At 34.2% G+C, this 25,418-nt stretch carries 13 protein-coding genes; 5 read left to right on the top strand and 8 right to left on the bottom strand.

What is annotated here, in order from left to right:
* Positions 1–11: 11 nt before the first annotated feature.
* Positions 12–1,559 (bottom strand): RagB/SusD family nutrient uptake outer membrane protein, encoded by a 1,548-nt coding sequence (locus ACJJV4_RS14185; RefSeq protein WP_405295568.1) that lies wholly within the window; start codon positions 1,557–1,559, stop codon positions 12–14.
* Between the two features lie 10 nt (positions 1,560–1,569).
* The gene (locus tag ACJJV4_RS14190) at positions 1,570–4,878 is read right to left on the bottom strand and encodes a SusC/RagA family TonB-linked outer membrane protein (RefSeq protein ID WP_405295571.1); all 3,309 of its coding nucleotides are present in this window, start codon (positions 4,876–4,878) and stop codon (positions 1,570–1,572) included.
* Positions 4,879–5,345: 467 nt separating this feature from the next.
* Between ACJJV4_RS14190 and ACJJV4_RS14195 the strand changes: the two genes are divergently transcribed.
* From ACJJV4_RS14195 to ACJJV4_RS14215, 5 genes are all read left to right on the top strand, one after another.
* On the top strand, positions 5,346–7,016 hold the full coding sequence (locus tag ACJJV4_RS14195; RefSeq protein WP_405295573.1) for a sulfatase: 1,671 nt from the start codon (positions 5,346–5,348) through the stop codon (positions 7,014–7,016).
* A 249-nt stretch (positions 7,017–7,265) separates the two neighbouring features.
* Positions 7,266–8,810, top strand: a complete 1,545-nt coding sequence (locus ACJJV4_RS14200; RefSeq protein ID WP_405295575.1) for an alpha-L-fucosidase — start codon at positions 7,266–7,268, stop codon at positions 8,808–8,810.
* 258 nt (positions 8,811–9,068) lie between these two features.
* Positions 9,069–11,375: a glycoside hydrolase family 3 N-terminal domain-containing protein gene (locus ACJJV4_RS14205; protein WP_405295577.1), complete on the top strand. Its 2,307-nt coding sequence runs from the start codon at positions 9,069–9,071 to the stop codon at positions 11,373–11,375.
* A 1-nt stretch (position 11,376) separates the two neighbouring features.
* Complete coding sequence (locus tag ACJJV4_RS14210) at positions 11,377–12,783, top strand: sulfatase-like hydrolase/transferase (RefSeq protein WP_405295579.1); 1,407 nt, start codon at positions 11,377–11,379, stop codon at positions 12,781–12,783.
* A gap of 34 nt (positions 12,784–12,817) precedes the next feature.
* Positions 12,818–14,329, top strand: coding sequence for an arylsulfatase (locus ACJJV4_RS14215; protein WP_405295581.1), 1,512 nt, complete (start codon positions 12,818–12,820; stop codon positions 14,327–14,329).
* Positions 14,330–14,609: 280 nt separating this feature from the next.
* On the opposite strand, the gene ACJJV4_RS14220 is transcribed toward ACJJV4_RS14215, so the two are convergent.
* From ACJJV4_RS14220 to ACJJV4_RS14245, 6 genes are all read right to left on the bottom strand, one after another.
* Positions 14,610–16,769: a T9SS type A sorting domain-containing protein gene (locus tag ACJJV4_RS14220; RefSeq protein ID WP_405295583.1), complete on the bottom strand. Its 2,160-nt coding sequence runs from the start codon at positions 16,767–16,769 to the stop codon at positions 14,610–14,612.
* A gap of 150 nt (positions 16,770–16,919) precedes the next feature.
* Positions 16,920–18,125, bottom strand: a complete 1,206-nt coding sequence (locus ACJJV4_RS14225; RefSeq protein WP_405295585.1) for a carboxypeptidase-like regulatory domain-containing protein — start codon at positions 18,123–18,125, stop codon at positions 16,920–16,922.
* A 107-nt stretch (positions 18,126–18,232) separates the two neighbouring features.
* Entirely contained in the window at positions 18,233–19,789 is a 1,557-nt protein-coding gene (locus ACJJV4_RS14230; RefSeq protein ID WP_405295587.1) for a sulfatase-like hydrolase/transferase, read from the bottom strand.
* A 16-nt stretch (positions 19,790–19,805) separates the two neighbouring features.
* The gene (locus tag ACJJV4_RS14235; protein ID WP_405295589.1) at positions 19,806–21,323 is read right to left on the bottom strand and encodes an alpha-L-fucosidase; all 1,518 of its coding nucleotides are present in this window, start codon (positions 21,321–21,323) and stop codon (positions 19,806–19,808) included.
* 9 nt (positions 21,324–21,332) lie between these two features.
* Positions 21,333–24,188 (bottom strand): glycoside hydrolase family 2 TIM barrel-domain containing protein, encoded by a 2,856-nt coding sequence (locus ACJJV4_RS14240; protein ID WP_405295591.1) that lies wholly within the window; start codon positions 24,186–24,188, stop codon positions 21,333–21,335.
* A complete protein-coding gene (locus ACJJV4_RS14245) occupies positions 24,188–25,414 on the bottom strand; it encodes a glycoside hydrolase family 117 protein (RefSeq protein ID WP_405296547.1) in 1,227 nt (408 codons plus the stop codon). The genes ACJJV4_RS14240 and ACJJV4_RS14245 overlap by 1 nt, the downstream gene beginning before the upstream one ends.
* Positions 25,415–25,418: the final 4 nt, after the last annotated feature.

Below are 25,418 nucleotides of genomic sequence, written 5' to 3' on the forward strand. Positions count from 1 at the left end.
AGAATTATTAGTTAGTAACCTGGATTCTGTTCTAATTCAGGATTTAATTGAATTTGCGCCTCTGGTATTGGCCATCTAATTTCAAAATCTTCATATTGTGTACCTGGATCTCCAGCGTTTGGGCCGTCTTGAGTAATTCCAGAAATAGCTTCTTTGTATACCCCAAAACGAATTAAATCGTTACGTCTCCAACCTTCAAAACACAATTCTTTTCTTCTTTCGCTTAATAATTCAGTAGCATTATCTTCTTTAGAACCTAGTACCATCATATCATCAGCTGGAAGTTCAGCTCTACCTCTTAATCTATTTACAGTATTATCAATAACTGTTTGTGTAAGTTTATTTTGGCCATTTAAGGCTTCAGCATACATTAACAAAACATCTGCATATCTTATGTATGGATAATCAAATGGCGTATCATTGGCGTAAGCATTTGGTTTTTCTGCATGCCATTTCCAACCTCTCCAAGAATTTTTACCTACTGTCCATGCATCTGGGTCTGAATAACCTTCTTCTGGAGTTGAGTTGTTTGCATTATGTCTTGCAATATTATTTATCATGCGCACATCATTATCAATATCATAACTATCTGCAAAACCAAAGTTTATATGGCAAGTTCCCCAGCCTCCGCCATTTTGAACGCTTCCTTGTGGGCCAAAAAATGTACTTAATAGACCGCCTTCATTTAATGCAGGCCCGTCAATACCTACAGCAAAAACCATTTCTTGGCTTTGTTCATTATCTAAGGTGAAAACATCTCGATATACTGGTAAAAGATCATAAACACCACTATCCATTACATTTTTTAAAGCAGCTTCTGCCAATACAAACTTATCTGTTTGATTTAAAGGGAAACCAGTCATTTGAAGGTAAATTTTACCTAGTAAAGCATTCACAGCACCTGCAGTTACACGTCCTCCTCCTTGTTCATTAGGTAAGTAAGGTAATGCCGATTTTAAATCTTCTACCATATAGTTATAAACCTCTTCTGGCGTGGCTTGTGTTACATTAATATTATCAAGAGAAGTAACCTCATTTTTAATTAGAGGTACATTTTCCCAAGAGCTTACTAATGCAAAGTTAATAGTAGATCTAAGAAATTTAGCTTCTGCAACAAATTGGTTTTTTACATCTGTATCAATTTGTTCTTCAGTCATGGCACCAACTCTGTCAACTACACTATTAATCCTATTTAAGGATTGGTATAATTTAACCCACAGGTTGTTTATTGCCGGTGTTGTTGGCGTAACTTGGTGTAAGTAAATTAATTTACGTTCACCGCCCCAGTTAGGGAAAACTACTTCATCAGCACCAGTTGTACCCCAAAATATTGACCAAGGTGCAGGGTTACCACCACCAGTAGGTGCAACAGATTTTTGTACGGCATCATATGCACCGGTAAGATACGTTTGCGCTCCAGCTTCATTAACTAAAAGTAATGGAGGCGATACAAAAGTATCTGGGGTCTCTGCTAAAAAACTTTCGCTACAAGATGTTATTGAAACAACAGCTCCAAATAGCATAAATAATTTTAGGTAATCTTTAATAATTTTTTTCATAATTTTTTTTTTAAAATCCAACATTAAGTCCAATTCTGAAAGTTCTAGCTCTTGGGTAAGAATCTGAATCTAAACCAGGAGTTAATTGGTTGTTTCCAACACTTACTTCTGGATCGTAGCCAGAGTAATCGGACCATAACCATACATTATCTGCAGCTGCGTAAAGTCTAAAAGATTTTACACCCAAAGTTTTAACTAATTTTTGAGGTAATTTATATCCTAAAGTAATATTACTTAATCTTATAAAAGAACCATCTTCTACAAAAATTGAGTATGCATTACCACTTACTCCTGCATCTCCAAAACCATTAATTGCTGAAACAGTAGAATTAGGGTTTTCAGGAGTCCATCTATCTCTAACAATTCCATATTTATTAAAGAATGGAATGTTTTGCCCCGTTCCTCTAACTAAGTTTTTATTATAAACATCGTTACCATAAGACCATGAGGTTAATACAGATAAATCAAAGTTTTTATATGTAAAGTTATTAGTAAATCCACCAAAGTGTTTTGGTACCGTGCGACCTATAATATTTCTATCGTCAGAATTCACAATGCCATCTCCACTATCAGGAATACCATCACCATCAGTATCTACAGTTAGTTGATCTTTTAATTTAGGAAGACCTGGTCTATAAGAAGCAGTATCAGTTCTACCAGCAGAAACCACTACACCATCTTTTAACTGATAAGTTAGAAGTTGAATTGGTAAACCTTGGTCTACGGCATCTTGATTAATTTTCGCATAAGCTTCTGCATCAGATAAGCCATCAAAATCGACAAAATCCGAATAAGTGTATACTCCATCTACTTGAAGTCCATAGATATTACCAACAGGCTCGCCAACTCGTGTTACATAATCTAGACCTATTTGGTTATCACCTATTGCTCTTGTAAAAAACTCTTTTGCTCCCCCTAAATCGGTAACTTCGTTGTCATTAAAACTTATGTTAAAGCTAGAAGTCCATGTAAAGTTGTCATTTTTAACGTTTGTGGTATTAAGCACAAACTCAAGACCTTCATTAACAAGGGTTCCAACGTTTGTGAATACGGTATCAAAACCAGTGGTAGCGGGTACTGGTTGATCTAATAATAAATTTGTAGTTTTCTTTTTGTAGTAATCTGCTTCAATAGAAATTCTATCTTGAAATAAGCCTAAGGAAATCCCTGTATCAAATTGAGAAGTTGTTTCCCAAGTTAATCCATCAACAACAAGATTTTGAACAGCTACACCAATACCTAAATCGTTTCCATTTAGAATATAAGAAGCTGTTTCTGTTTGTGGTAGTGAACGGTAAGAACCTATAGCAGTGTTACCAGTTTCACCATAACTCGCTTTTAATCTTAAGTCACTGATAGTATTACTGCTTTTTAGGAAGTCTTCGTTAGTTACTTTCCAGGCTAAACCTGCAGATGGGAAGAATCCCCATTTATAACCTTCAGCAAATCTCGAAGAACCATCATAACGGGCACTCAAATTTAACACAAAACGATCATCAAAATCATATTGAACACGCGCTAATGCAGATCTTAATGCATTATCTGTTAAACCAGAACTTGTAGGTAGCGTTTCTTGTGCTGAACCTAAATTGTTTAAATTTACTCCAGGTAAATCAAAACCTATAGCTGCAGAGCTTGTAAACTCAAAAGAAGATTGCTGTTGCTCGTATACGGCTGTTATGTTTAATCTGTGTTTGCCGAAAGTATTTCTATATGTTAAGTTTTGTTCAGTTGTTAGTCCTATACTATTATTATTGTTTGTATAAGCTCGACCTCCAGTTGATTGTCCCCATCCAAATTTTTCTGAAAAATAACGTTGACCTTTATTTGCCCCAAAATTACCCCTTATTGATGATTTGAATGTTAAACCTTCAGCAATTTTGTATTGAAGATATATATTACCAAAAGAGTTAAACCTAATAGATCGACTTATGTCTTCTTCTAATATTCTATTAGGGTTTACAACATCCCCATCCCTTAGTGATATAATTCTACCATCTTCATCATATTCGGCATCGTTATATTGAGTTATACCTTGAACAGGGCTAAAAAGCACTGCATTTGTTACAATACCAGATTGTCCATTAGCATTTGAACTTGCTGCAGTCACCACTCCAGATGATTGTGTATATCCAATATTCATGTTCATACCAGCTGTAAGCCTTTTAGAAAGGTTTTGATTTAGCCTTAAACTAGTGTTGTATCTTTCAAAATCACTAGTTTTAAGAATACCCTCACTTTTTAAGTAAGAGAAAGAAGCGGAGTAATTACTATTATCTGAACCACCAGACATAGACAAATTATAATTATTTGTTATGGCAGTTCTAGAAATTTCATCTTGCCAATCTGTAAGGATAATGCGTGGGTCGTTTAAATCTATGTTGTTACCAAATTCATCTCTAAAAGCGGTCATTATAAAATCGCTAGTATTAGCTGGATCCCATGGAGAATATTCATTTCTCCAATCAACAAATTCTTGGGCTTTTAATAAATCTATTTTTCTGGCTAAAGTTCCAACAGACGTATAAGTTTCAAAATTTAAACTAGTTCTACCTTTTTTTCCGCCTTTTGTAGTAATAATAATAACACCATTGGCTCCTCTAGAACCATAAATTGCAGTTGCTGAGGCATCTTTTAATACTTCAATAGATTCTATCGTGCTTGGGTCGATAGCAGATAATGGACTCGTTGTTGAATTTCCTAATCCTACACCAGTACTTACGTTATTACCTTGAAGAGCAAAACCATCAATTACATATAATGGATCACTACTCGCATTAATTGATGTTCCACCACGAACTCTTACTTTAAATCCGGCTTCCGGGCCACCCTCCGAAGCAACAACTTGCACACCGGCGGCTTTAGCGGCTAAACCACCTTCAAATGAAATAGGCTTAACTTTGTTTAGCTCCTCTGCTTTTATGGATACGATAGAACCTGTAAGATCTTTTCTTTTTACAGAACCATAACCTACAACAACTACTTCATCCAATTTAGATGTGCTCTCAAATAAATTTACATTAATTGTTGTTTTGTCTCCTACTGTTATTTCCTTTTGTTCATAACCAATATACCTAAAGATTAATACATCTGCAGGATTAGCGTTAATTTGGTACTTACCATCAAAGTCGGTAACGGCGCCTTTAGAGGTTCCTTTAATAAGGATGCTTGCCCCTGGCAAAGGCAGATCATCCGATGATACAACACCGGATATGGTGCTGGATTGAGCGTGGTAAACATTAAAACTGAGTAAACACGCGAAGGTAAATATCCAAGTTTTTAGTTTCCAGTTAATTTTACGTTTTAGTTTGAAATTCATATAATCTGAAATTGTTTAGTTAGACTGCTACAAAATTATTTTTTTTACCTCTTGCTGTTAGCTACATATGTTTTTTAAGCTGAAACATATGATTAAAACCCTTTTAAATTAATTAATTATGAAATTTAGATTAAGTTATTTAGTTATCTTTTTATTTAGTTATCTTTTTTAAGCTCAGGAAATTGTTGTACTTACTGATGACAATAAACTTTTACAGGTGCGAGAAGTAAAATTTCACTTTGCTATCTAATCAAATTTATGAAAATATATTTTTTATATCTCGATTATGTTTTGTTAAGGTGTAAAACGAGTTGGTGAGAATTATAGTGAAGTTTTGCCCAATATAAATACGCTGATAGTTTCAGGTAAATTATATTTAAAACCATATTTTGTTCTAAATTAATCATATGTGGCAGTTATATTATGGTAATGTTGTGATATTTACACTTTATAAAATAACCTAAAAAATGAATAAAATTCTAGCGCTTTGTGTCATTGTATTCACTTTAACTTCGTGTAATAACAAGGTTGAAAATAAAACTAACACTAAACCAAATATCATCTACATCATGTCAGATGATCATACCACACAAGCTTTTGGTATTTATGGCAGCAGGTTAGCGAGCTTAAACCCAACACCAACATTAGACAAAATAGCAAGCGAAGGTATTATTTTCGATAATTGTTTTGTAAATAATTCAATTTGTACACCAAGTAGAGCAGCTATTTTATCTGGTCAACACAGTCAAGCCAATGGTGTTTTAGATCTAGAAGGCGCATTGCCTATGGAAAAGCAATATTTACCTATTGAAATGAAAAAATTAGGGTACCAAACAGCTATGATTGGTAAATGGCATTTAAAAGAACAACCTAATTTCGATTATTTTAATGTGTTCACAAAACACGGCCAACAGGGGTCTTATTTTGATCCTTACCTAACCGAAACTGGAATGCATTTTACAGAAGAGCATGATCCTGCTTACGAGGGCAAACAATACAAAGGTCACAGTACAGATATTGTTACAGATATTTCTTTAGACTGGTTAAAAAATAAAAGAGATAAATCAAAGCCATTTATTTTGTTTCATCAATATAAAGCACCACATGATGATTTTGAATTTGCACCTCGCTATTTAGATTACTTAAAAGATACAGAAATTCCAGAACCAGAAAGTTTATATGATAATGCGAATAATGGTTCCATAGGTACACGCGGAGAAAATGACTCTTTAATTCATGTTATCGGATCTTCAGTTTCTAAAAGAAATACCATAAGAAATATGGGTATGCGTTTATGGAGCAAGCAGTACACTAAAAATAATAATCCAGATTTTGATTCTACAGAAATAGATGGCTTAAATGATAAGGATTATACACACGCTACCTATCAAGAATATTTAAAGAGATATTTACGTTGTGTAAAAGGTGTGGATGACAATGTAGCGCGATTAATTAAATATTTAAAAGCTGAAGGTTTATATGAAAACACAATTATTGTTTACACAGGCGATCAAGGGTTTATGCTTGGTGAACATGATTATATTGATAAAAGATGGATGTATGAAGAGTCTTTAAGAATGCCGTTTTTTGTTCGCTATCCAGAAAAAATTAAACCAGGTACAAGAACCGATGCGATAATAAATAATACAGATTTTGCACCTACACTTATTGAGATGGCTGGGGGAACACCACCAGAGCAAATGCAGGGACACAGTTTTAAATCCATTTTAAAAACAGGTAAAGAGCCAGAAGATTGGCAACAATCTAGTTACTACAGATATTGGATGCATATGGCACATGCGCATGCTAATCCTGCACATTTTGGTATTAGAACAAAACAGTACAAACTAATTTTCTTTTACGGAAAATATTGGGTAGATACTAAAGATCCTAACGCAACATGGAATAAAAAGAGTTGGGGAAATCGATTTGATTTGGATACACCTGCTGCTTGGGAGTTTTATGATTTATCGGTAGATCCGAAGGAAATGAACAATGCTTATAGTGATCCTAAATATAAAGATATCATTGCCGATTTAAAGAAGCAAATGATTGCAAAACGTAAGGAACTTAACGAGGACGATGGTGAAAAATACCCTCATATTCAAAAAGTAATTGATGAGCATTGGAACGATTAAATAATAAAGAGTATAAAAGTCTTTAAAATATTTAAAACTTTTTAGTTGCCAAAAGAGAGAAATTGATATCTCTCGAGCCAAGAGAAGCAGGTTTTATCTAGTTTTTAAGGTTTAAGTATTGACTAGTTAGTGTTTTAAACATTTGCTCTAGTTTTAAAGACATACGTTTTATTGCTTTTAATTTGATAATGAGAACTTCGTTAAAAATAATTTTCAGTAAACTGACAACCATTTAATAATATAGTAAATATGAATTTTAGAATGTATAAGTTGATCTTCTGTTTGTTATGCTCGGTAGTTATTCTATCGTGTAACGACAAAAAAAATAACAAAGAAGTTGTTCAACTACAAAAGCCAGTATACGAGGCTAATTGGGAATCTATAAAAGCCAATTATAAAGACCCGGAATGGTTTAATCAAAAAAAGTTCGGAATTTTTATTCACTGGGGTGCGTATAGCGTACCAGCATACGGTTCAGAATGGTATCCAAGACAAATGTATATGGATACGGCTAACTTTAATGCTCAATTAAATACGGGTAAAAAGGGGCCTTCTAGAGAGTATTTGCATCATAAAAAAGAATGGGGAGATCAAAAAGAATTTGGGTACAAAGATTTTATTCCTATGTTCAAAGGTGAAAAATTTGACGCTAACCAATGGATAGATTTATTTAAAGAAGCAGGAGCAAAATATGTAATTCCTGTGGCCGATCATCACGATGGTTTTGCTATGTATAAATCGAATACTACACGATGGAATGCCTACGATATGGGACCTAAAAGAGATGTTTTAGGAGAACTTTTTAAGGCCGGACGAAGTAAAGGAATGATTATGGGAGCTTCTTCACATTTTGCCTTTAATTGGTCTTTCTATAACAAAAAAGATCATTTTGATACTACAGATCCTGAATATGCAGATTTATATTCTTCAAAAGGAAAAGATTTAAAAGAGCCTGTTTCAGAAGAGTTTAAAGCGCGTTGGTGGGATAGAACTAAAGATTTAATTGATAATTATCAACCAGATATTTTATGGTTCGATTTTTACTTAGATATTCCAGATTACGCAGATCAACGACCAAAGTTAGCAGCTTACTATTATAACAAAGGTATTGAGTGGGGAAAAGAAGTGGTTTTACAAGATAAAAACTTCTCTCACGAAGCTTTTCCAGAAGGTACTGTAGTGTATGATTTAGAACGTGGAAAATTACCAGGAATTAGAAAGTTGCCTTGGCAAACAGATACCTCAATAGGTAAAAACTCTTGGAGTTATGTAACTAATTGGCAATCTAAAACTGCAAATGAAATAGTAGACGATTTAGTAGATATTGTTAGTAAAAACGGAAATCTATTGTTGAATGTTGGTCCAAAGTCCGACGGAACAATTCCAGAAGATCAAAAAGAGATTTTACTTCAAATTGGAGGTTGGTTAAAAACTAATGGAGAAGCTATATATGATACTAAATATTGGGAAACGTTTGGAGAAGGTCCTACAGAAGTAAAAAAAGGTCACCACTCTGAAGGGAATAACGCAGGCCTATCTTCTAAAGATATTAGGTTTACAACAAAAGGAAATAAATTATACGCCATTGTTTTAGATTGGCCAGAAGATGGTAAAGTAAATATTACAACATTAGCTAAAAATACAGAATATGCTAAGGGTTTAAATATTTCTGAAGTTAAAGTATTAGGAAGTGCTGATAAAGTTGAATGGTCACAAACAGATGATGGTTTATTGGTTGATATGCCAAAAGAAAAACCATGTGATTTTGCATATGTTATTGAGCTTACTCTATAAAAATTGTTTGTTTTAGTATTTTAAAAGTGCATTTACTTGTTTAAATGCGCTTTTTTTTTGGTTGTTAGAATATATTAATTCATTCGTTATGCTTTCTGAAACATACGTTGTCGGCTTAAGCTTTATGAGTTATTATATTTGAAAGAATAAGTATTAACAAGAAAATTAATAAAATAGATTTTAATGTTTTTTAAGAAACAAAGCCGAAAATTTATAAAATTTATTTGTGTTGCAATAGTGCATTTAAATTTTAATGCCATGCAATCTCAAGAAAACAAACCTTTTATAACTGATGCATTAAGTACCAAAGTGGATGCCTTAATGGCAACCATGTCTATGGACGAAAAATTGGCTCAAATAACGGGTACGCGCTTAAGAGAAATTATGGTTGATGGAAAAATTTCTATCGAAAAATGTAGAGAGCATATTCCTCATGGTATTGGCCACTTTTGTCAGTTTTCTTCAGGTTTAACCTTATCTCCAGAAGAATTAAGAGATTTAGTAAGAGAAGTACAACATTATTTAATAACGGAAACTAAAACCAAAATTCCGGCCATTTTTCATGAGGAAGCCATTACAGGTTTTGCCACTCAAGGCGCCACAACTTTTCCTCAGCAAATAGGTGTTGGCTGTTCATGGAATCCCGAGATTGTTAAAAACAATGCAAATTCTACAGCACGAAGTATGCGGGCCGCTGGGGCAACATTTGCATTGTCGCCAATGTTAGATTTAAGTCGTACTGCGCATTGGAATAGACTAGAGGAAAGTTATGGAGAAGATGCTTATTTAACATCTAGAATGGGCGTTGCATTTATAAGAGGTCTTCAAGGAGATAATTTTAAAACAGGTGTAGCCGCAACAGCAAAGCACTTTGCTGGTTATGGAACAGCCAATAATGACCCAAAAGAATTATATGAGGAGTATTTAATGCCGCATGAAGCTGCTTTTAAAATTGCCGGAGCAAAAAGCGTTATGCCTTCTTATGGAAAATATAAAGCTTTAGCAGTAACAGCAAATCCAATTATGTTAAACCAAATGTTACGTAAAGAAATTGGGTTCGATGGTTTAGTTGTGAGCGATTATGGGGCTGTAAACTTAATTTACAAGGGACACAAACAAGCTAAAGATCCGGCAATGGCAGGAGCAATGGCCATAAATGCAGGAGTAGATATAGAACTTTCTAAACCAATTGCCTTTCCTTTATTACCAAAAGCTATAAAAGAAGGATTGGTTACAGAAGAAACCATTAATGAAGCCGTTAAGCGTTCATTAGTAATGAAAGCTAAATTAGGCTTGTTGGATGAGAATCTCGTAATAGGAAAAGATGGACCATTGGACTTCGATTCACCTGCTAACCGAAAATTGGCTTACGAAACCGCATCACAATCCATTGTTCTATTAAAAAACAACGGTATTTTACCTTTAAAAAAAGAAGTAAAAAAAATTGCTTTAGTTGGTCCAAATGGAGCCACAGTGCATTGTTTATTGGGAGATTATACATATCAATCCATGATTTCTTTTTGGCACAGTACAGAGTTTGATCCAGAAAACCCTAAACTTATTACCTTGAAACAAGGTCTTGAAAATAAATTAGCCAAAGATGTAAAAGTTACAGTAGAGCGAGGCTGCGATTGGAGTGCGCCTTTAGAATCTAAAATTGATGCGAGCGGTTTAGGAGATGATAGGTTGAGCAAATTAAAATTGTTAACTATCAAAGGTTTGCCTCAACCAGATTTGCAAAATGCTTTAAAAATTTCTAAAGAAAGTGATGTTATTATCGCTGCCGTAGGTGAGAATTTATATCTATGTGGAGAAGGTAGAGAACGAAAGGGCATTCGATTACCAGGAGAGCAAGAAGCTTTTGTTGAAAAATTAATTGCTACAGGAAAACCGGTGATCCTAGTTATGTTTGGTGGGCGCCAACAATTAGTTAGCAAATTTGAAGATAAATGTGCCGCAATTGTTCAAGCTTGGTTTCCTGGTGAAGAAGGCGGAAATGCTATTGCTGATGTTTTGGTTGGAAATGTAAACCCGTCCGCAAAATTATGTGTTACTTATCCTAAAACAGAATCGCGTGCAGAAATTAATTATAAAAATGGATATGCAGATGATGATTTGGTTCAATATCCGTTTGGTTTTGGTTTGTCTTATACAAATTATCAATATTCAAACTTCAAGCTTAAATCAAAAGTAAATATCGATACTGAGCGTTTTACGGTATCATTAAAAGTGAAAAATACCGGAGAAATGGACGGTACAGAAATTGTTCAACTTTATATGTCTCCAATTGATAAAGCATCTACTCAAAAACCTATTCAGCTAAAAGGATTTGAAAGAGTAGAGTTAAAAGTAGGAGAAGAGAAAATACTAAACTTTAATGTTTCTCCAGAGCAATTTGTACAGTATAAAAACAATAAATGGATTGTAGAATCGGGTAAATATCAACTTAAAGTCGGAGCATCTTCCACAGATATTCGGTTAAAAGGTTTAATTGAACTTAAAGGAAAGAATGTGATTCTAGAAAATGGTAGAAACGTTTTTTTTACAATGAATAAAACAAAATAAAATGAAACAATTCAAGACTTTAAATTTAGTATTAGGTGCTTTTTTAATAAGCTGTACAATATTAAATGTATCTGCACAGAAAAAAAATATTATTTTTCTTTTTGCAGATGATGCAGGGTATCATGATTTTGGTTTCCAAGGAAGTAAAACCTTTCCAACGCCAAACCTAGATAACTTAGCCTCTGAAGGTATGGTTTTTAATGAAGCCTATACTACAGATTCGGTTTGCGGACCATCGAGAGCCGGTTTGTTAACCGGAATGTACCAACAGCGTTATGGTATTGAAGAAAATAATGTACCTGGATACATGAGTGACTCTTCTAAATTATTAGGTGACGATATGGGCTTGCCTTTGGGGATAAATACAGTTGCAGATTATTTGAATCCATTAGGTTACAAGTCGATTGTTTTAGGGAAATGGCATTTAGGTAATGCCGATAGATATCACCCATTAAATAGAGGTTTCGATGAGTTTTATGGTTTTAGAGGAGGAGCTAGAAGTTTTTGGCCATTGAGCTTAGAAAGAGCATTAGATCGCCCTGAAGATAGAATGGAAAAAGGATTTGGTTTGTTTGAAGAACCTAAAAAATATTTAACTGATGCCATTGCCGATGAGGCTTGCGATTTTATGGAGCGCCATAAAGAAGAACCATTTTTTATGTATGTTTCTTTTAATGCGGTTCATTCTCCGTTAGAAGCTATGGACGAAGATTTGGATAAAATAAAAGGCTTAACAGGAAAGCGTAAAAAACTTGCAGCAATGACCTTGGCACTAGATCGTGCTTGTGGTACCATTCTTAAAAAATTGAAAGCACTTGGTTTGGAAGAAAATACACTTATTGTTTTTTCTAATGATAATGGTGGCCCAGACGGAACAGAAACATCTAATTATCCGTTAAGTGGTTGTAAATCTAATTTCTTAGAAGGCGGAATACGCGTGCCTTTTATTATGAAATTACCAGGAGTAATCAAACCAAGAACAGAGTACAAAAAAGCGATTAGCATGTTAGATATGGTGCCGACATTCGTAAATATTGCAGGTGGTAATGCATCAGAATTAAAAGGATTAGATGGTGTAGATTTAATGCCTTTTATCACCAAGAAAAATAATAACGCACCGCACGAAAGGTTATTTTGGAAAATTGAAAATAGAGGCGTAGTACGCGAAGGTGATTGGAAATTATTGCGTTATCCAGATCGTCCGGCAGAGCTATATAACATCGCCGAAGATATTACTGAAAATAATGATTTAGCTTTAAAATACCCGGAAAAGGTGCGTGAAATGTATAAAACATTGTTTAATTGGGAGGCTGAATTAGAACGTCCTTTATGGCAATTAAAACGCATTTACGAGGTTAATGCCGTAAAACGTATTGACGAAAAAAGAAACCCGGTATTAGATAAATAAAACTAGATTTATAATAGAAAAATTCAATTTAATTATGAAAAAGAACGCGCTATTTGTTTATTGTTATATCGTTTTTACAACGCTTGTCTTTGCTCAAGAAAAACCTAATGTTATTGTTGTTTTAGCTGATGATATCGGGCTTGGAGATATTTCATATTATCGAGAAAAACATTCAAACAATATTATCCTGGAAACACCAGCTATAGATAAACTTGCAAAAGAAGGCATGGCTTTTACAGATGCGCATACACCTGCTGCATTATGTGCTCCAACGCGTTACGCACTTATGACGGGAAATCATTGTTATAGAAGTTATGCGCCGTGGGGCGTTTGGGGTTCATATCAACCGTCTCCAATACAACCTAATCAGTTAACATTGGGTTCATTAATGAAAAATGCTGGGTATCAAACAGGGTTCTTTGGTAAATGGGGATTCGGTATGGATTTTGCGAGAAAAGATGATGCAAATACCGTTTATAGATCGGCACGAAAGGAGCATGAAACAGATGTGGATATTTCAAAAGTTATAGATAAAGGTCCTTTGCAAAATGGATTTGATTATAGTTTTATGTATCCTGCAGGAATACAAGCAGAGCCTTATGCTGTGTACGAAAATGGCATAATGATGCCTTTAAATAAAGACTCCGAAATCGTATTAATTACCCAAGAAAAAATGAGTAAGCTCAATGTTAAACTTGATAAAAAAGAAGGCTTAGGAGATAGCTATTGGAATCCTTATAATTCAGGAAAACTATTGATAGATAAGGCGGTAGATTTTATTGAAAATACTTCAGATGAAGATCCTTTCTTTATGTATTATTGCTCACAGGCTGTACATTTACCGCATACACCTTCAGAGAAAATGAATGGCACAAAAATAGCAGGCACAACACCTTCTAGTCATTTAGATATGATGAAAGAGTTAGATGTACAAATGGAAATGCTAGTTGATGCCTTGAAAGAGAAAGGTGTTTATGATAATACATTAATCATTTTTACATCGGATAATGGTGGTTTATTGAAGCCTAAAACTATTAAATCAGGACATCAATCTAGTGATATCTACCGTGGAGGAAAAAATCAAATGTATGAAGGAGGTCATCGTGTGCCTTTTATTGCTTGGTGGCCGGGGCATATTAAGGCAAAATCAGTTTCAAATACGCCAATTCTTGGTATAGATATTATGGCAACTTTAGCCGATATCACAAATCAAAAAATAGAAAAAAATAACGCTATGGATTCTTCAAGTTTGTTACCGCTTTTAAAAGGTGAGAACAAACAAGTTCATCCGTTTCTTATGACGCAATCGGGTACCGGTAAACAAACCATTATTATAAAGGATGGTTGGAAATTAATTATTCAGCTTGATAAAAAGGACAAAACCGATCGTAATAGAATACCATTAGCGTTGTTTAATTTAGATGAAAATCCTACTGAAAACGAAAAGGATAATTTGATAAGTAAACCAAAATATAAAAATAAAGTAGATGAATTGTTTCGTTTGTATAATGAAACTAGAGATAGCGGTATAGCGACGAGAAGTTAACTTAAATCATTATTAGTTCTAAGATGTATAGCGGTGGTAGTTTTTATTACGAAACACTGCCGTTACAAAAGCAGATAGCATAGTTTTACTCTGTTTGGATACACTTCTTTAAAAGAAGTTATACATTAATAGATATAGTTTCGAGTGGCTTATTTTAAACAGTAGTCTATAAAGTTATAAAACTTTTAGAATTATTACTTTTTAGCTTTAATACTTTATAGATATATGAAAATTCAATTATTAAATAGGGCTACTTTAATAGTAGCCCTATTTTTATAAATTAGTTTTTTATAAACTTTGAACTATAAGAAGCCCCATCACTAGACATCACTCTAATAAGATATGTTCCTGTAATTAAATTAGTAACAGGCAAAACTAATATTGAATTATTAAGGTTTCCGTTTATAGACGTTTTATTTATCAAAGTTCCAAGAAGAGAATAAACTTCTACGGAACCTGTGTTGAAGCTATGTGGTAATGCTATATTTAAGTTGTTGCCCACAGGATTAGGATATAGCACAAGCTTTATTGATGACTCTTCATCAATACTTAAAGATTCTCCGGTGTCTTCTATGGCATTTACGCCGGCTGTCCATTGGGTTCCTAGACTTTCATAGGCTCCAATATCTGGAGCACTTCCTTTATAACTACTAGTGAAATTAGATATGAATCGCCCCATGTCTACTACTGCGCTTCCAGAAGCTGGCATAAAATTTTGATTATTAGCATCTTCAAAAGGAGAAGTATTGCTTATTAAATTATCTTGTATATCAAAATCTGTTGCGGTTTCAGAAAACCAATCGCCAACATTTGAAAAATTATTATAAATTTTATTATTTTCTTGGGTATAACCATTTACCCATGCGTCCATAGCACGTTCTGCATTCCAAATGGTATTATGATAAAAATCTAAGTTCGTATTATTCCAATTTACTTGATAACCACTCCAAGATACATTCCAGATTACGTTGTGATGAACCGTATAACCTTTACTATTATTATCTAAATATATTCCTGCCGCTTTACCTGGATCGTTTGGATTATGAGAATATGAAGGCGCAGTAGCATCATGAAACCAATTATGATGGATTTCATTATTCTTTAAAGATGCATTTCCAACGGTATAAAACACACCAGAATCACTGTTTATTTTTTGTGAAGCAGAAACGTCGTTATAGGCAATCTCACAATTAGAACCAGCTACATACATACCATCTCTACCTGCGTTTGTAATGGTGTTTTTTAGTATTTTCATATCATTACCACTACTTCTTAGGGGTGAAGCGTGAATGCCAATGTAGTCTATATTACTAATGTAGTTGCCTTCAACAGTACAATTTGATGCCGCCCATCCAGATATAACAATACCACTTACAGAACTATGGTCTATAGTACATCCTTTTATTATGGTGTTATCTCCTAGAACTTCTAGAGCAGCTTCACCAACTTGCGCCGATGTATTTGTTAAATTATCATGACCTTCACTTCCATGGATTATGGTGCAATTAAGTATTTGGTTATTATCGGCATTATTATGAATTTTTACACTCCCTCCAAAAAAGTTTAAACCTTCTAGCTTAATGTAATCGCCTTTTATTTCTGCGGCAAATTTAGATGCAGCATATTCAACGCTACCAGTGGTAGGCATAGTTCCATCTGCTGTTTGAAGATAAAGTGTATTAGTTGTCTGGTCATAAAACCATTCATTAGCATAATCTAAGGCTTCCAATTTATTAAATAAGTATAATTGTCCTCTATTGTTATTAGGATTATTTCTCCAAACGGTTGGATTATGTGGTGTAAAAGGCCATTTTGTAATATCAACCTCAGTATAGTCTATTCTACTGGTTGTGCTAGCAGTTATTGTTCGTGTCCAACTTGCTCCAGAATGTGCGCCTAGGTAATAAACCATGCCACCAGTCCAATCTATATTTGGTAAGTTGTTTGCCGTAAAATGAGAGCCGTCACCGCCTGTTACAGGTGTGCAATCTATAGTCCAGCGGTTATTATCTTTGTTATTTGGCCATCTTGCCAAATCCATATATTCATTGTTGTGATATACGGCTCTAAAGCGGCTTTCAATGGCCATATTTACTGTGGCTTTGTAAATGTTTCCGCTATGTGCTTGCCAACCATTTACTATATTGGTGGCTCTAATTTCAACATCTTCACCATCGGCAGCTTTAAAGGTTAAATAATTGCCAGAAGTCCCATTTTTAGTAACATTAAGAGCTTCTTCATAAATACCACCTCTAATAATGCAAACATCGCCTGCCGACATTATAGATATGGCTTTGGTAAACGTTTTGTAAGGATTAGCCATAGTCCCGTTACCACTAGTGTCATTTCCATTTGTAGCAACATAAATATCGGTGGCAAAACTAATAGAGCTAGCTAATAGAAAAAAAAGATAAAAATAAATTTGAGTAATTTTAAGCATAATTATTAATTTTTATCCAAATCTAGATAAGAGTAGAATAGAGTAGTACGCTCTACATCTTTTTTTATGTAACAAATGGTTAATTTTTTATATCGTATAATATTTATTTAAAATATTGTATTTCGTTTTTTTTATAAAGAATCGAAAGTATTATTTATTGACTAATTCAAACTGTTTTTCTAAGGAAACACCATAGTTGCCCTCCAATTCACTTTTAATTTTTTTATAAAATTTAGTGTCTGGTGGCATACTCAAATTGCTCCAAAATGCAGGGTGGTAAGGCAGGTCAAGAGATCCCATATCTGTTTCATCACCAAAGGACCGAACTCTAATTTTTTTCTTGTCCGTTTCAATATTGTATACAAAAGCCTCTAGGCGATAACTCATTTTTTCGGCCTCGGTATTCCAATATTTCTCAGGGATTTGGTTTCTGTTAAAACCCCATTCGTTGGCAAAATAACTTAAATATAATTTACCGTTTTGGTGTTTCTGATAAATGTAGAGTGCCTTTTGTTTTTCTATTCTATAAACACTGTAAGTATCTATGCCAATGTATAGTTTTATTTTATTCCATTTCTTTTTGCCTGTACCTTCGAGAATAAGTACATCTTCACCTTCATAAGAGGAATCGCCTATTTTCTTCCAAGTAAATTTCTTGAGGTTAGGCTTTTTTTCTGAAGGTCTAAAAGGATTTCCACTTGCCATATAGTTAATAGAGTGTGTCCATTGCACACGTTTCCAAATTCTATAATCTGCAGATTTTCGAGCTTCAGCCACTTCAACGACTCCTAAAGGATATGCTGGTCCTCGGTCTCTAATTTTTATATAGTTTTCAACAAAAAATTTAGACCTACCGCCTTCGGTTGCTGCTCTTCTGTAAAGCATCTCTATTTGATGTGGTGTGCTAATGGTATTTTCTTTTAAGTTTTTTTGTGCGTTTAGAACATATTCTAACGGGTTTAGAAGCTTAATCTCATCCATTTCGAAAACACTTTCAACTAAAACAATTTTCTTTTCTTCTTGGTCTAGATAATCTTCAACCTTAATTTTAATAGTGTTGTAACCTAAACAGGAAATGGAAAGGCTATCTTGTAGTTCACTTTTAGTGACCAACATAGAAAACTCGCCATCTTCTGTACTAGAAGTTCCTAAGTATTTTTCAACTATTCCAACAGCGGCATAGGGCACAGGGAAGTTTGTTTCATCTAAAATAATACCATCAATTTCAACTTTGCCTCCTTGAGATTGACTAATAGTTGGAGTTAGAAAAAAGAGTGTTATTATAAAAAGGGGAAAAAAGTTCTTTAAAACTGTATTAAAAATGTTATCATTTTGAGAGTTTGTAATGTATACCATAGTTTATATTTTATCAGAAATAAGTTGTTCTGTAAAAATATAAATGAGGTTCGCTTTGCCGCATAACAAATGTCTATTAGTTTACCACATATAGTTTCTGGTGATTCTTAATAAAAATCCCAAAAATCGTACTTTTCACCTTTAACGTTCTCTTTTTTATCGCCAATTTCAATAGCCTTTGCTTTCATTTCAGAGCGCATTTTGGCAATAATATCTTTGTTTTCTGGGAAAAAAGATAAGTCTTGAGTTTCCCAAGGATCTTTTTTAATATTGAATAATTGTGTTACTCTAGAACCTGAAATAGACTCGCCTTCTTTTTTAGAAAAGTCTTGAGCTCTTACGTATTCAATTAATTTGTAATCTCCTTTTCTATATGCTCTTTGGAACTGTCTGTAAGCATGATAAGTTGAGTTTCTAACTTGGTTTACTTTACTGTTTATTATTGGGCTTAAACTTTTTCCTGAAACTGAAGCCGGTATTGGAACCTGAACAAAATCACAAATTGTTGGGTAAATATCATGTATATAAGAGAAAGCATCAAAGCGTGTTCCTTTGTTTTTTATTAAGTTTCCAGAAAAAATTAAAGGTACATGAATACCATCTTCATCATAAATATTTTGTTTTCCCATTAAGCCATGGTTTCCAACGGCTAAACCACTATCACCAGAAAATACAATTAGCGTGTTTTCGTATTGTCCACTTTCTTTTAAAGCCGAAATAACTTTGCCTATTTGTTCATCTAAATGTGTTATTATGGCGTAGTAATCTGATAATTGTTGCTTTGCTACATCTGGAGTTCGTGGCCATGGGGCTAATTCTTCATCACGTAAAAACATATGTCCATTATCAAATGGATGTTGTGCCATATAAGAGGGCGGTAATGTTATGTCTTCGGAAGGATACATGTCTTTATATTTCTGTGGCGCTTGGCGCGGGTCGTGAGGCGCATGGAATGCCAAATACATCATAAAAGGTTTATTGCTTTTATAATTTTTGAAATATTTGGAAGCTTCATTTGCAAAAACTTCAGAGGTATGAGGACCGTTTTCTTCAGTTCCTGTTGGACCTCTTTTAGCTTCTTTGGGAACGGGTTGGCGAATAATGTTTCCATGGTCGTCATAAACCAAAAGGTAAGCATCATCTTTTTTAAACTCACCCGCTTTATCCCAATCAAAAAAAGGCATTCTAAAATGATCAACAAGATAGAGGCCTTTCCCCATTATTTTATCGCCTGACGTAAAACTTCGTTTTAAGGATTCGCCATCCTGATGCCATTTACCAATAATATGTGTGTTATAACCTGCATTTTGAAAGGTTTCACCAATGGTTTTACTTGTGTTTAAAATTTTATGTCCTGCGCCACCTAACTGAAATACATTGGTTCCTGTTAGCAACATGGCTCTGCTTGCAACACATGTGGCCCCTGTAAAAGCTCCCATTAAATAAGTGTTTGTAAAAGCAACGCCATCTTTAGCCAAAGCATCTATTTGCGGTGTTTTTAGATCCATGCCACCTAAAGCATGCACACCAGAGTAACGATGGTCGTCCGTGAAAATGACTAATACATTTGGTTTTTTAACGATTTTTTGACTAAATGAAAGTACCGTATATAGTACGCAAATTATAAAAAAGAATTGTTTTTGAGTATTAATATGCTTAGTCATTTATTTGTGTTTTTTGTTATTCTAAATTAAATTTAAAAACAGTTGCTAATTCGTTCATTTCTACATTAGGCATGGTTAGATAAAAACTTTCCGAAGTAAGCTCCCATTCAACTTTAGCATTACTGCCTAAGAGTTTAATGTTTTTGATGGACGAAGGAGGAATGTTTCTATGATAGCCACCTATAGCGCGCATTTGAATTCTTTTGCCTGCTTCCGGTTTCCCTAGAAAAAATACGTACATGGCCTTTTTATCTTTAGAAATGGTAAACCGAACATCATCTGCGGTATAATTAATTTTTGATGATTGCCCGCCATGAGACCCATCTTCTGCTTTTGCTGGTCCATAACCAAAAATAGTATGAGTGCGAGTTCCGTAAACGGCTTCGCTATGTATTTTTAACCAATCTCCAATTTGTTTAAGAATATCGCGTTGTTCTTGGTTAATAACACCATCTGCTCTGGGAGAAACATTAAGTAAAACAATACCATTTTTACTCCAAACATCAACCATATTTCTAATAACCAAATCGGCCGTCTTATATTTATGTCCTTCAACATACATCCATCTACTTTCTCCTAATGTAATATCTGTAAGCCATGGCATCGGGTGTATATCTCTTCTACCGCCTTGTTCAAAATCTAATACACTATAGTCTAATGGTAAATCATCTTGTTTATGTGCTGTAACAACCTCTTTGTTGTGTTTTAGTCCATTATTAAAATGATGCGCGGCCATTTCCATTCTCTTATTTTCTGGAATTAGATTTAGCCAAGAGTCGTACCATAAAATATCTGGACTGTATTTGTCAACCACTTCATTCACTTGGTTTAACCAATATTCATTAAATTCATTTATAGTTTCAAAATTTCCAAATAGCTTTCGCAATTTGGGATCTGTTGTAGCTGTTGGTAAATCCGGATGATACACATAATGACTATCATATGCTGTTTTCCAATTTTCAGGCTTATTGGCATTACGTTGCCCATTTCTAGCATGATGAAACGTAGCGATAGTTTTCAAGTTTCTTTTCTTTAAAGATTTGAACAATTCTCCAAGAACATCTCTTTTTGGCCCCATATCTACTGCATTCCAAGGGTTTACTTCACTATCCCACATGGCAAATCCATCGTGATGTTGTGCTACAGGACCAGCAAATTTTGCACCCGCCATTTGAAATAAATCCGCCCAATTTTCAGGGTCAAATCGTTCTGCTTTAAACATGGGAATAAAGTCCTCATAGCCAAACTCGAAAATGCTACCATATGTTTTTTCGTGGTGTTTTCTAATATTTCCTTGGTCTTTATACATGTTGTGTGGGTACCAAGCACTGCCGTAAGCAGGCACGCTATATGGTCCCCAATGAAAATAGATTCCTAATTTGGCATCTTGAAACCATTCTGGTGCGGCGGCGTGTTTTTTTAAAGATTTGAATGTTGGTTCAAATTCTTTAACTTTTTTATCTACGTCATCATTGTTTTTACAACCAATAAGCGTAAAAAGTATTATTACTATTAAAAATTTTATAAGATGCATTTTTGGTTTTTAAAATTCAAAAGTTAAATCTATTAGTATAGGGTTATCATCATTTCCAAAGTAGTTCTCAGAGTTTCCTTGAGGTCCCATTTTATCACCTGTTTGAAATTTTGTTCCTATTGCTGGAATATTTTTCACAAATGAAATGTCTCCTTCTGGAAAATCTACAGATACTCTATGGTTAGGGTCTTCTTTAGGTTGTTGCGGTGTTAGCATTCTTAAAAAAATGTTTTCGGAATTACAATACACTGTAAAACCGTTATTATTTTTTCCTTTTACTTTAGCCCAATATAAACTTGAAAAGAAACCTTTGAATTCGGGATAAACAAAACCCGATTCTCCAGTTACTGTATTATTATAATCGTTTTCCCAAACTTTAAGTTGAGTACCCTTCATACGATTTCTCCAAACACGGTAAGGGCCATCTCCCAACCATTTCATACCACTAACTTCAGACTCTGGAAAAGAAAAAGTAATACCTTTAAAACCTTTTACTAGTTTCTTTCCTTTTATTTCTACATATAAATCTAAAAGGCCATTGGGGTAAATGGTCCATTTAATAATATCTGAACTATATTCTTTATGGCTTGCCCAACCAGGAGATTTATCACTCTTTTCAAAAACAGTAATAATTTCAACTTTATCTTTAAGCTGGTTTACTTTTACAGACTGTATTTTATCTTTATGATCGAAAATTATAGGTCCATTATTAAATGGAATAACCATGTTTCCTTTTTTTACTTTTTGTAATAAACCGGTTTTTTCTGAAAAGGTATAGCTTATACCACTAGTATTTATATTAATTAATCCATTTTCAACGTTGGCATTCAGGTTACCATTTGCATCTTTTGTAATATGATTAGCATTTAATATTTTAGGAATTTTTACAGGGTAACTCCATGTGAAAATTTCCTTGCCGTTAGGGGCTATAGCTGTTAAATTTAAAGCATCAGCAGATTGCCAATTACGGGGCTTTTCAACTTCAATTTTTCCTTTAGATGAAGGCTCTAAACTTGGAAGCTTCACTTCTGATTCGGAGAGTGTTTTAATTTTATCTATTCCATTAGGTCCGCTAAACTGAACCCATTTCGCAATCATTTTGCACTCATTAATATTAGTGAAATGATATCTGTTTTCAATTCTAAAAACACCGTTAAAATTTGGTTTTATGTAACGGTCTTCAATATAAATAGGCGACCAAACCTCTTTAATTGTAAAGTAACTAGCTTCTTTTTCGCCATAAGGCCCAACAATACCATCGGCGGCGTGATTGCCATCGGTATCGAGCGTATTATTTTTATCGGTTCGTACTACAGCTTCGTCGGCAAAATCCCAGAGAAATCCTCCGGCAGAAAGTGGCATGTTCCACATTTGTTTCCAATAATCGTCTAGACCAGCCCCGTGACCACCATCGTACAAGCCGTGTAAGAATTCTGTAGGGAAATAGATTTTGTCTTTTGCATAAGTATCATAAGCAAAAATATGATAGCTAGGGTAGTGCATCGTATTAGTTTTATTGAAAATATTCCATGGATGTAAGACATCTCTTTTTTGAATATCCCAAATGGCATAGTCATCATCCAGTTCTGTGTTCCATCCGGTTTCATTCCCGTTGGCCCATAATAGAATAGAAGGATGATTTACATCTCGAACTACAGTTTCCTTCACTATTTTTTCTCCAACCTCTGTATCTAAATGTGGTGAGTGCCATGTACAAACTTCATCAATAACAAATAAGCCTAAAGAATCGCAAGCATTTAAAAAGTGTTTGTCTGGTGGATAGTGCGACATTCTTACGGCATTCATGTTCATGTCTTTGATCATGTTAACATGTTCAATACTTAAAGCTTTAGACGTCGTTCTTCCTGATGATGGGTAAAAAGAATGCCTATTTACACCTTTAAATTTAATGCGTTGTCCGTTTACATAAATACCATCTGCCTCAACAACTTCAACGGTTCTAAAACCAATACGTTCACTTACAGCATGAAGTACTTTATTGTTTTTGTCTAAAATTTCGATGTTTAATACATACAGATTTGGTTTTTCTGGATTCCAGGTTTTAATATCTTTTGCTTTGGTAGAAAGGTGCCATTTTCCATTTTTATTTTGACTCGTGAAAGAGTTTAGATCTTGAATTTTATTTCCTTTTAAATCTGATAGAAATAAGTTAATAGATTTTCCTTTTTTGGATGAGGAAAAAACGTCTAAGTTGATAGTACCATCAGCTTTTGCATCAATAGCAATACGTTCTATATTTTCTGTAGGTGAAATTTCTAAATATACAGGCCTATAGATACCTCCAAAAATCCAAAAATCTGCGTTGCGTTCCGCGAAATTTATCGAAGCATTGGCAGAAACTTTATTCACTTTTACTTCTAACACATTTTGTTGGCCATACTTTAAAAGTTTAGAAATGTTATATTTAAATTCGTAAAACGATCCTTGGTGAATTTCGCCTGCAAGCTTTCCGTTTATTTTTACTTCGGCATCCGTCATTACACCTTCAAAAACAATTTTTACATCCTTAGATTTCCATGCATTGGGAACTAAAAATTCGTGCTTATATAACCCATGCTCATCATGGATTTTTTTATCTGTTTTATTATCATGGCCGTAATTATAATTTCCAAAACCTTGTAATTCCCAATTGGAAGGAACACCAATTTTGGTCCATTTTTTACTATTCATACCGTAAGAACAATAAAAATCCCATTCTACCATATGGTCTTTATCAGTCCCAGAAAGATATTCGATTTCTGTAGTAAAATTGTGAGTTGCTTCTTGCGCAGATATTGGAAATAAAAAGGCCATTAAAAGTATGCCAACAAATAAATGCTTTAGTTTATAAAGAGATGTAATCATTAGTTTTTGTTGGTAATTAATTTTTTGTTTTCCTCTTCAATTCTAGCTTTTTGATTAGAATTTAAACCTTGCTTAAAAAATACTTCTGGCCTATGGTAAACGTGATGTTTTTTCATAGCCGGATCATTAATATCTAAACTTAAATCACAATCAAAACGCGCTAAAATGGCATGATTTGTAGCCCAACCATTATAACTTGTAAAATGAGAAATCCCCCAAGTAATACCACGACCATCTTTAGTATTTGTGAAAGCGTCTGGAATATATGGGCCAGCCGCAGCAGGCATTAATTCTACTAAAGATGCAATTTCAAAATTAACACCATCTTCAGAAAATTGAACCGTATTATGTTCATTTCCATCTCTAATAGTTAATGCTGCAATACCTTGCTTAAATGGGAAAAGTGTGGTTTCGTGCCCTGAAGTTAACACTGGATTTAATGCGTTTTTTGTAAAAGGACCAAACGGACTTTCGGCTGTTGCTAAACCTTGCATTCTCACTAGGTTTGGTTTTCCGTTCATATCAGATTTATAATACAAGTATATTTTGCCTTTATAGACTAATGGGTAAGGATCGTGGATTGAATATTGATCCCAGGTATCTTTTGGACCATTTGGAATTACAATTTTGTTAGTCGCTTTCCAAGGGCCATCTGGTGAATCTGAATACGACATTAGAACAGGACAATCGTCTCCGCGTAATCCGCTAGCTTCACTAAAACCTTGATAATACATGTAATATTTTCCTTTCCATTTTAAAATATCTGCAGTAGATACAGATCGATGTCCTAATTCTGGTTTTGGAGGACGCGGTATGGCAACGCCTTGTTCTTCCCATGTAAAACCATCGGAGCTCGTGGCATACCAAATTTCAGATAAATCCCAATCTGCAGACGGAATAGTTTCGGTGCTTAATTTTGCCCCTTTTGGAGGTGTTTTTGTTTGTCTATGCGTATACCAAACGTAGTATTTGCCATTTTCAAAAATTACTTTAGAAGGATCTCGTCTGCTTATAGTGCCATCATGATTGCTATAATCTAAACCTTTAATTTCGGTATACTTAAATTGGGTGTAAAGTTCGTTGTCTTCTGGTTTTGGAGCCATATAGTTGTCGTAATTACGTTCCATAGCCCTACTTAGTGGTTGGTTGGGTTTTTCTTTTGGTAATTTAAAAGGAAAGCTTTGCGAGGTGACTTGGCAAGAATTTAAAAGGGAACCTGCAGTCATTATA

This window comes from Algibacter sp. Ld11, from assembly GCF_045066735.1.
Lineage (GTDB): Bacteria > Bacteroidota > Bacteroidia > Flavobacteriales > Flavobacteriaceae > Algibacter.

What these genes read in the sequence shown, in the direction of transcription:
- ACJJV4_RS14185 (WP_405295568.1), bottom strand. Translation starts at nt 1,559, where the DNA reads ATGAAAAAAATTATTAAAGATTACCTAAAATTATTTATGCTATTTGGA.
- ACJJV4_RS14190 (WP_405295571.1), bottom strand. Translation starts at nt 4,878, where the DNA reads ATGAATTTCAAACTAAAACGTAAAATTAACTGGAAACTAAAAACTTGG.
- ACJJV4_RS14195 (WP_405295573.1), top strand. Translation starts at nt 5,346, where the DNA reads ATGAATAAAATTCTAGCGCTTTGTGTCATTGTATTCACTTTAACTTCG.
- ACJJV4_RS14200 (WP_405295575.1), top strand. Translation starts at nt 7,266, where the DNA reads ATGAATTTTAGAATGTATAAGTTGATCTTCTGTTTGTTATGCTCGGTA.
- ACJJV4_RS14205 (WP_405295577.1), top strand. Translation starts at nt 9,069, where the DNA reads ATGCAATCTCAAGAAAACAAACCTTTTATAACTGATGCATTAAGTACC.
- ACJJV4_RS14210 (WP_405295579.1), top strand. Translation starts at nt 11,377, where the DNA reads ATGAAACAATTCAAGACTTTAAATTTAGTATTAGGTGCTTTTTTAATA.
- ACJJV4_RS14215 (WP_405295581.1), top strand. Translation starts at nt 12,818, where the DNA reads ATGAAAAAGAACGCGCTATTTGTTTATTGTTATATCGTTTTTACAACG.
- ACJJV4_RS14220 (WP_405295583.1), bottom strand. Translation starts at nt 16,769, where the DNA reads ATGCTTAAAATTACTCAAATTTATTTTTATCTTTTTTTTCTATTAGCT.
- ACJJV4_RS14225 (WP_405295585.1), bottom strand. Translation starts at nt 18,125, where the DNA reads ATGGTATACATTACAAACTCTCAAAATGATAACATTTTTAATACAGTT.
- ACJJV4_RS14230 (WP_405295587.1), bottom strand. Translation starts at nt 19,789, where the DNA reads ATGACTAAGCATATTAATACTCAAAAACAATTCTTTTTTATAATTTGC.
- ACJJV4_RS14235 (WP_405295589.1), bottom strand. Translation starts at nt 21,323, where the DNA reads ATGCATCTTATAAAATTTTTAATAGTAATAATACTTTTTACGCTTATT.
- ACJJV4_RS14240 (WP_405295591.1), bottom strand. Translation starts at nt 24,188, where the DNA reads ATGATTACATCTCTTTATAAACTAAAGCATTTATTTGTTGGCATACTT.
- ACJJV4_RS14245 (WP_405296547.1), bottom strand. Translation starts at nt 25,414, where the DNA reads ATGACTGCAGGTTCCCTTTTAAATTCTTGCCAAGTCACCTCGCAAAGC.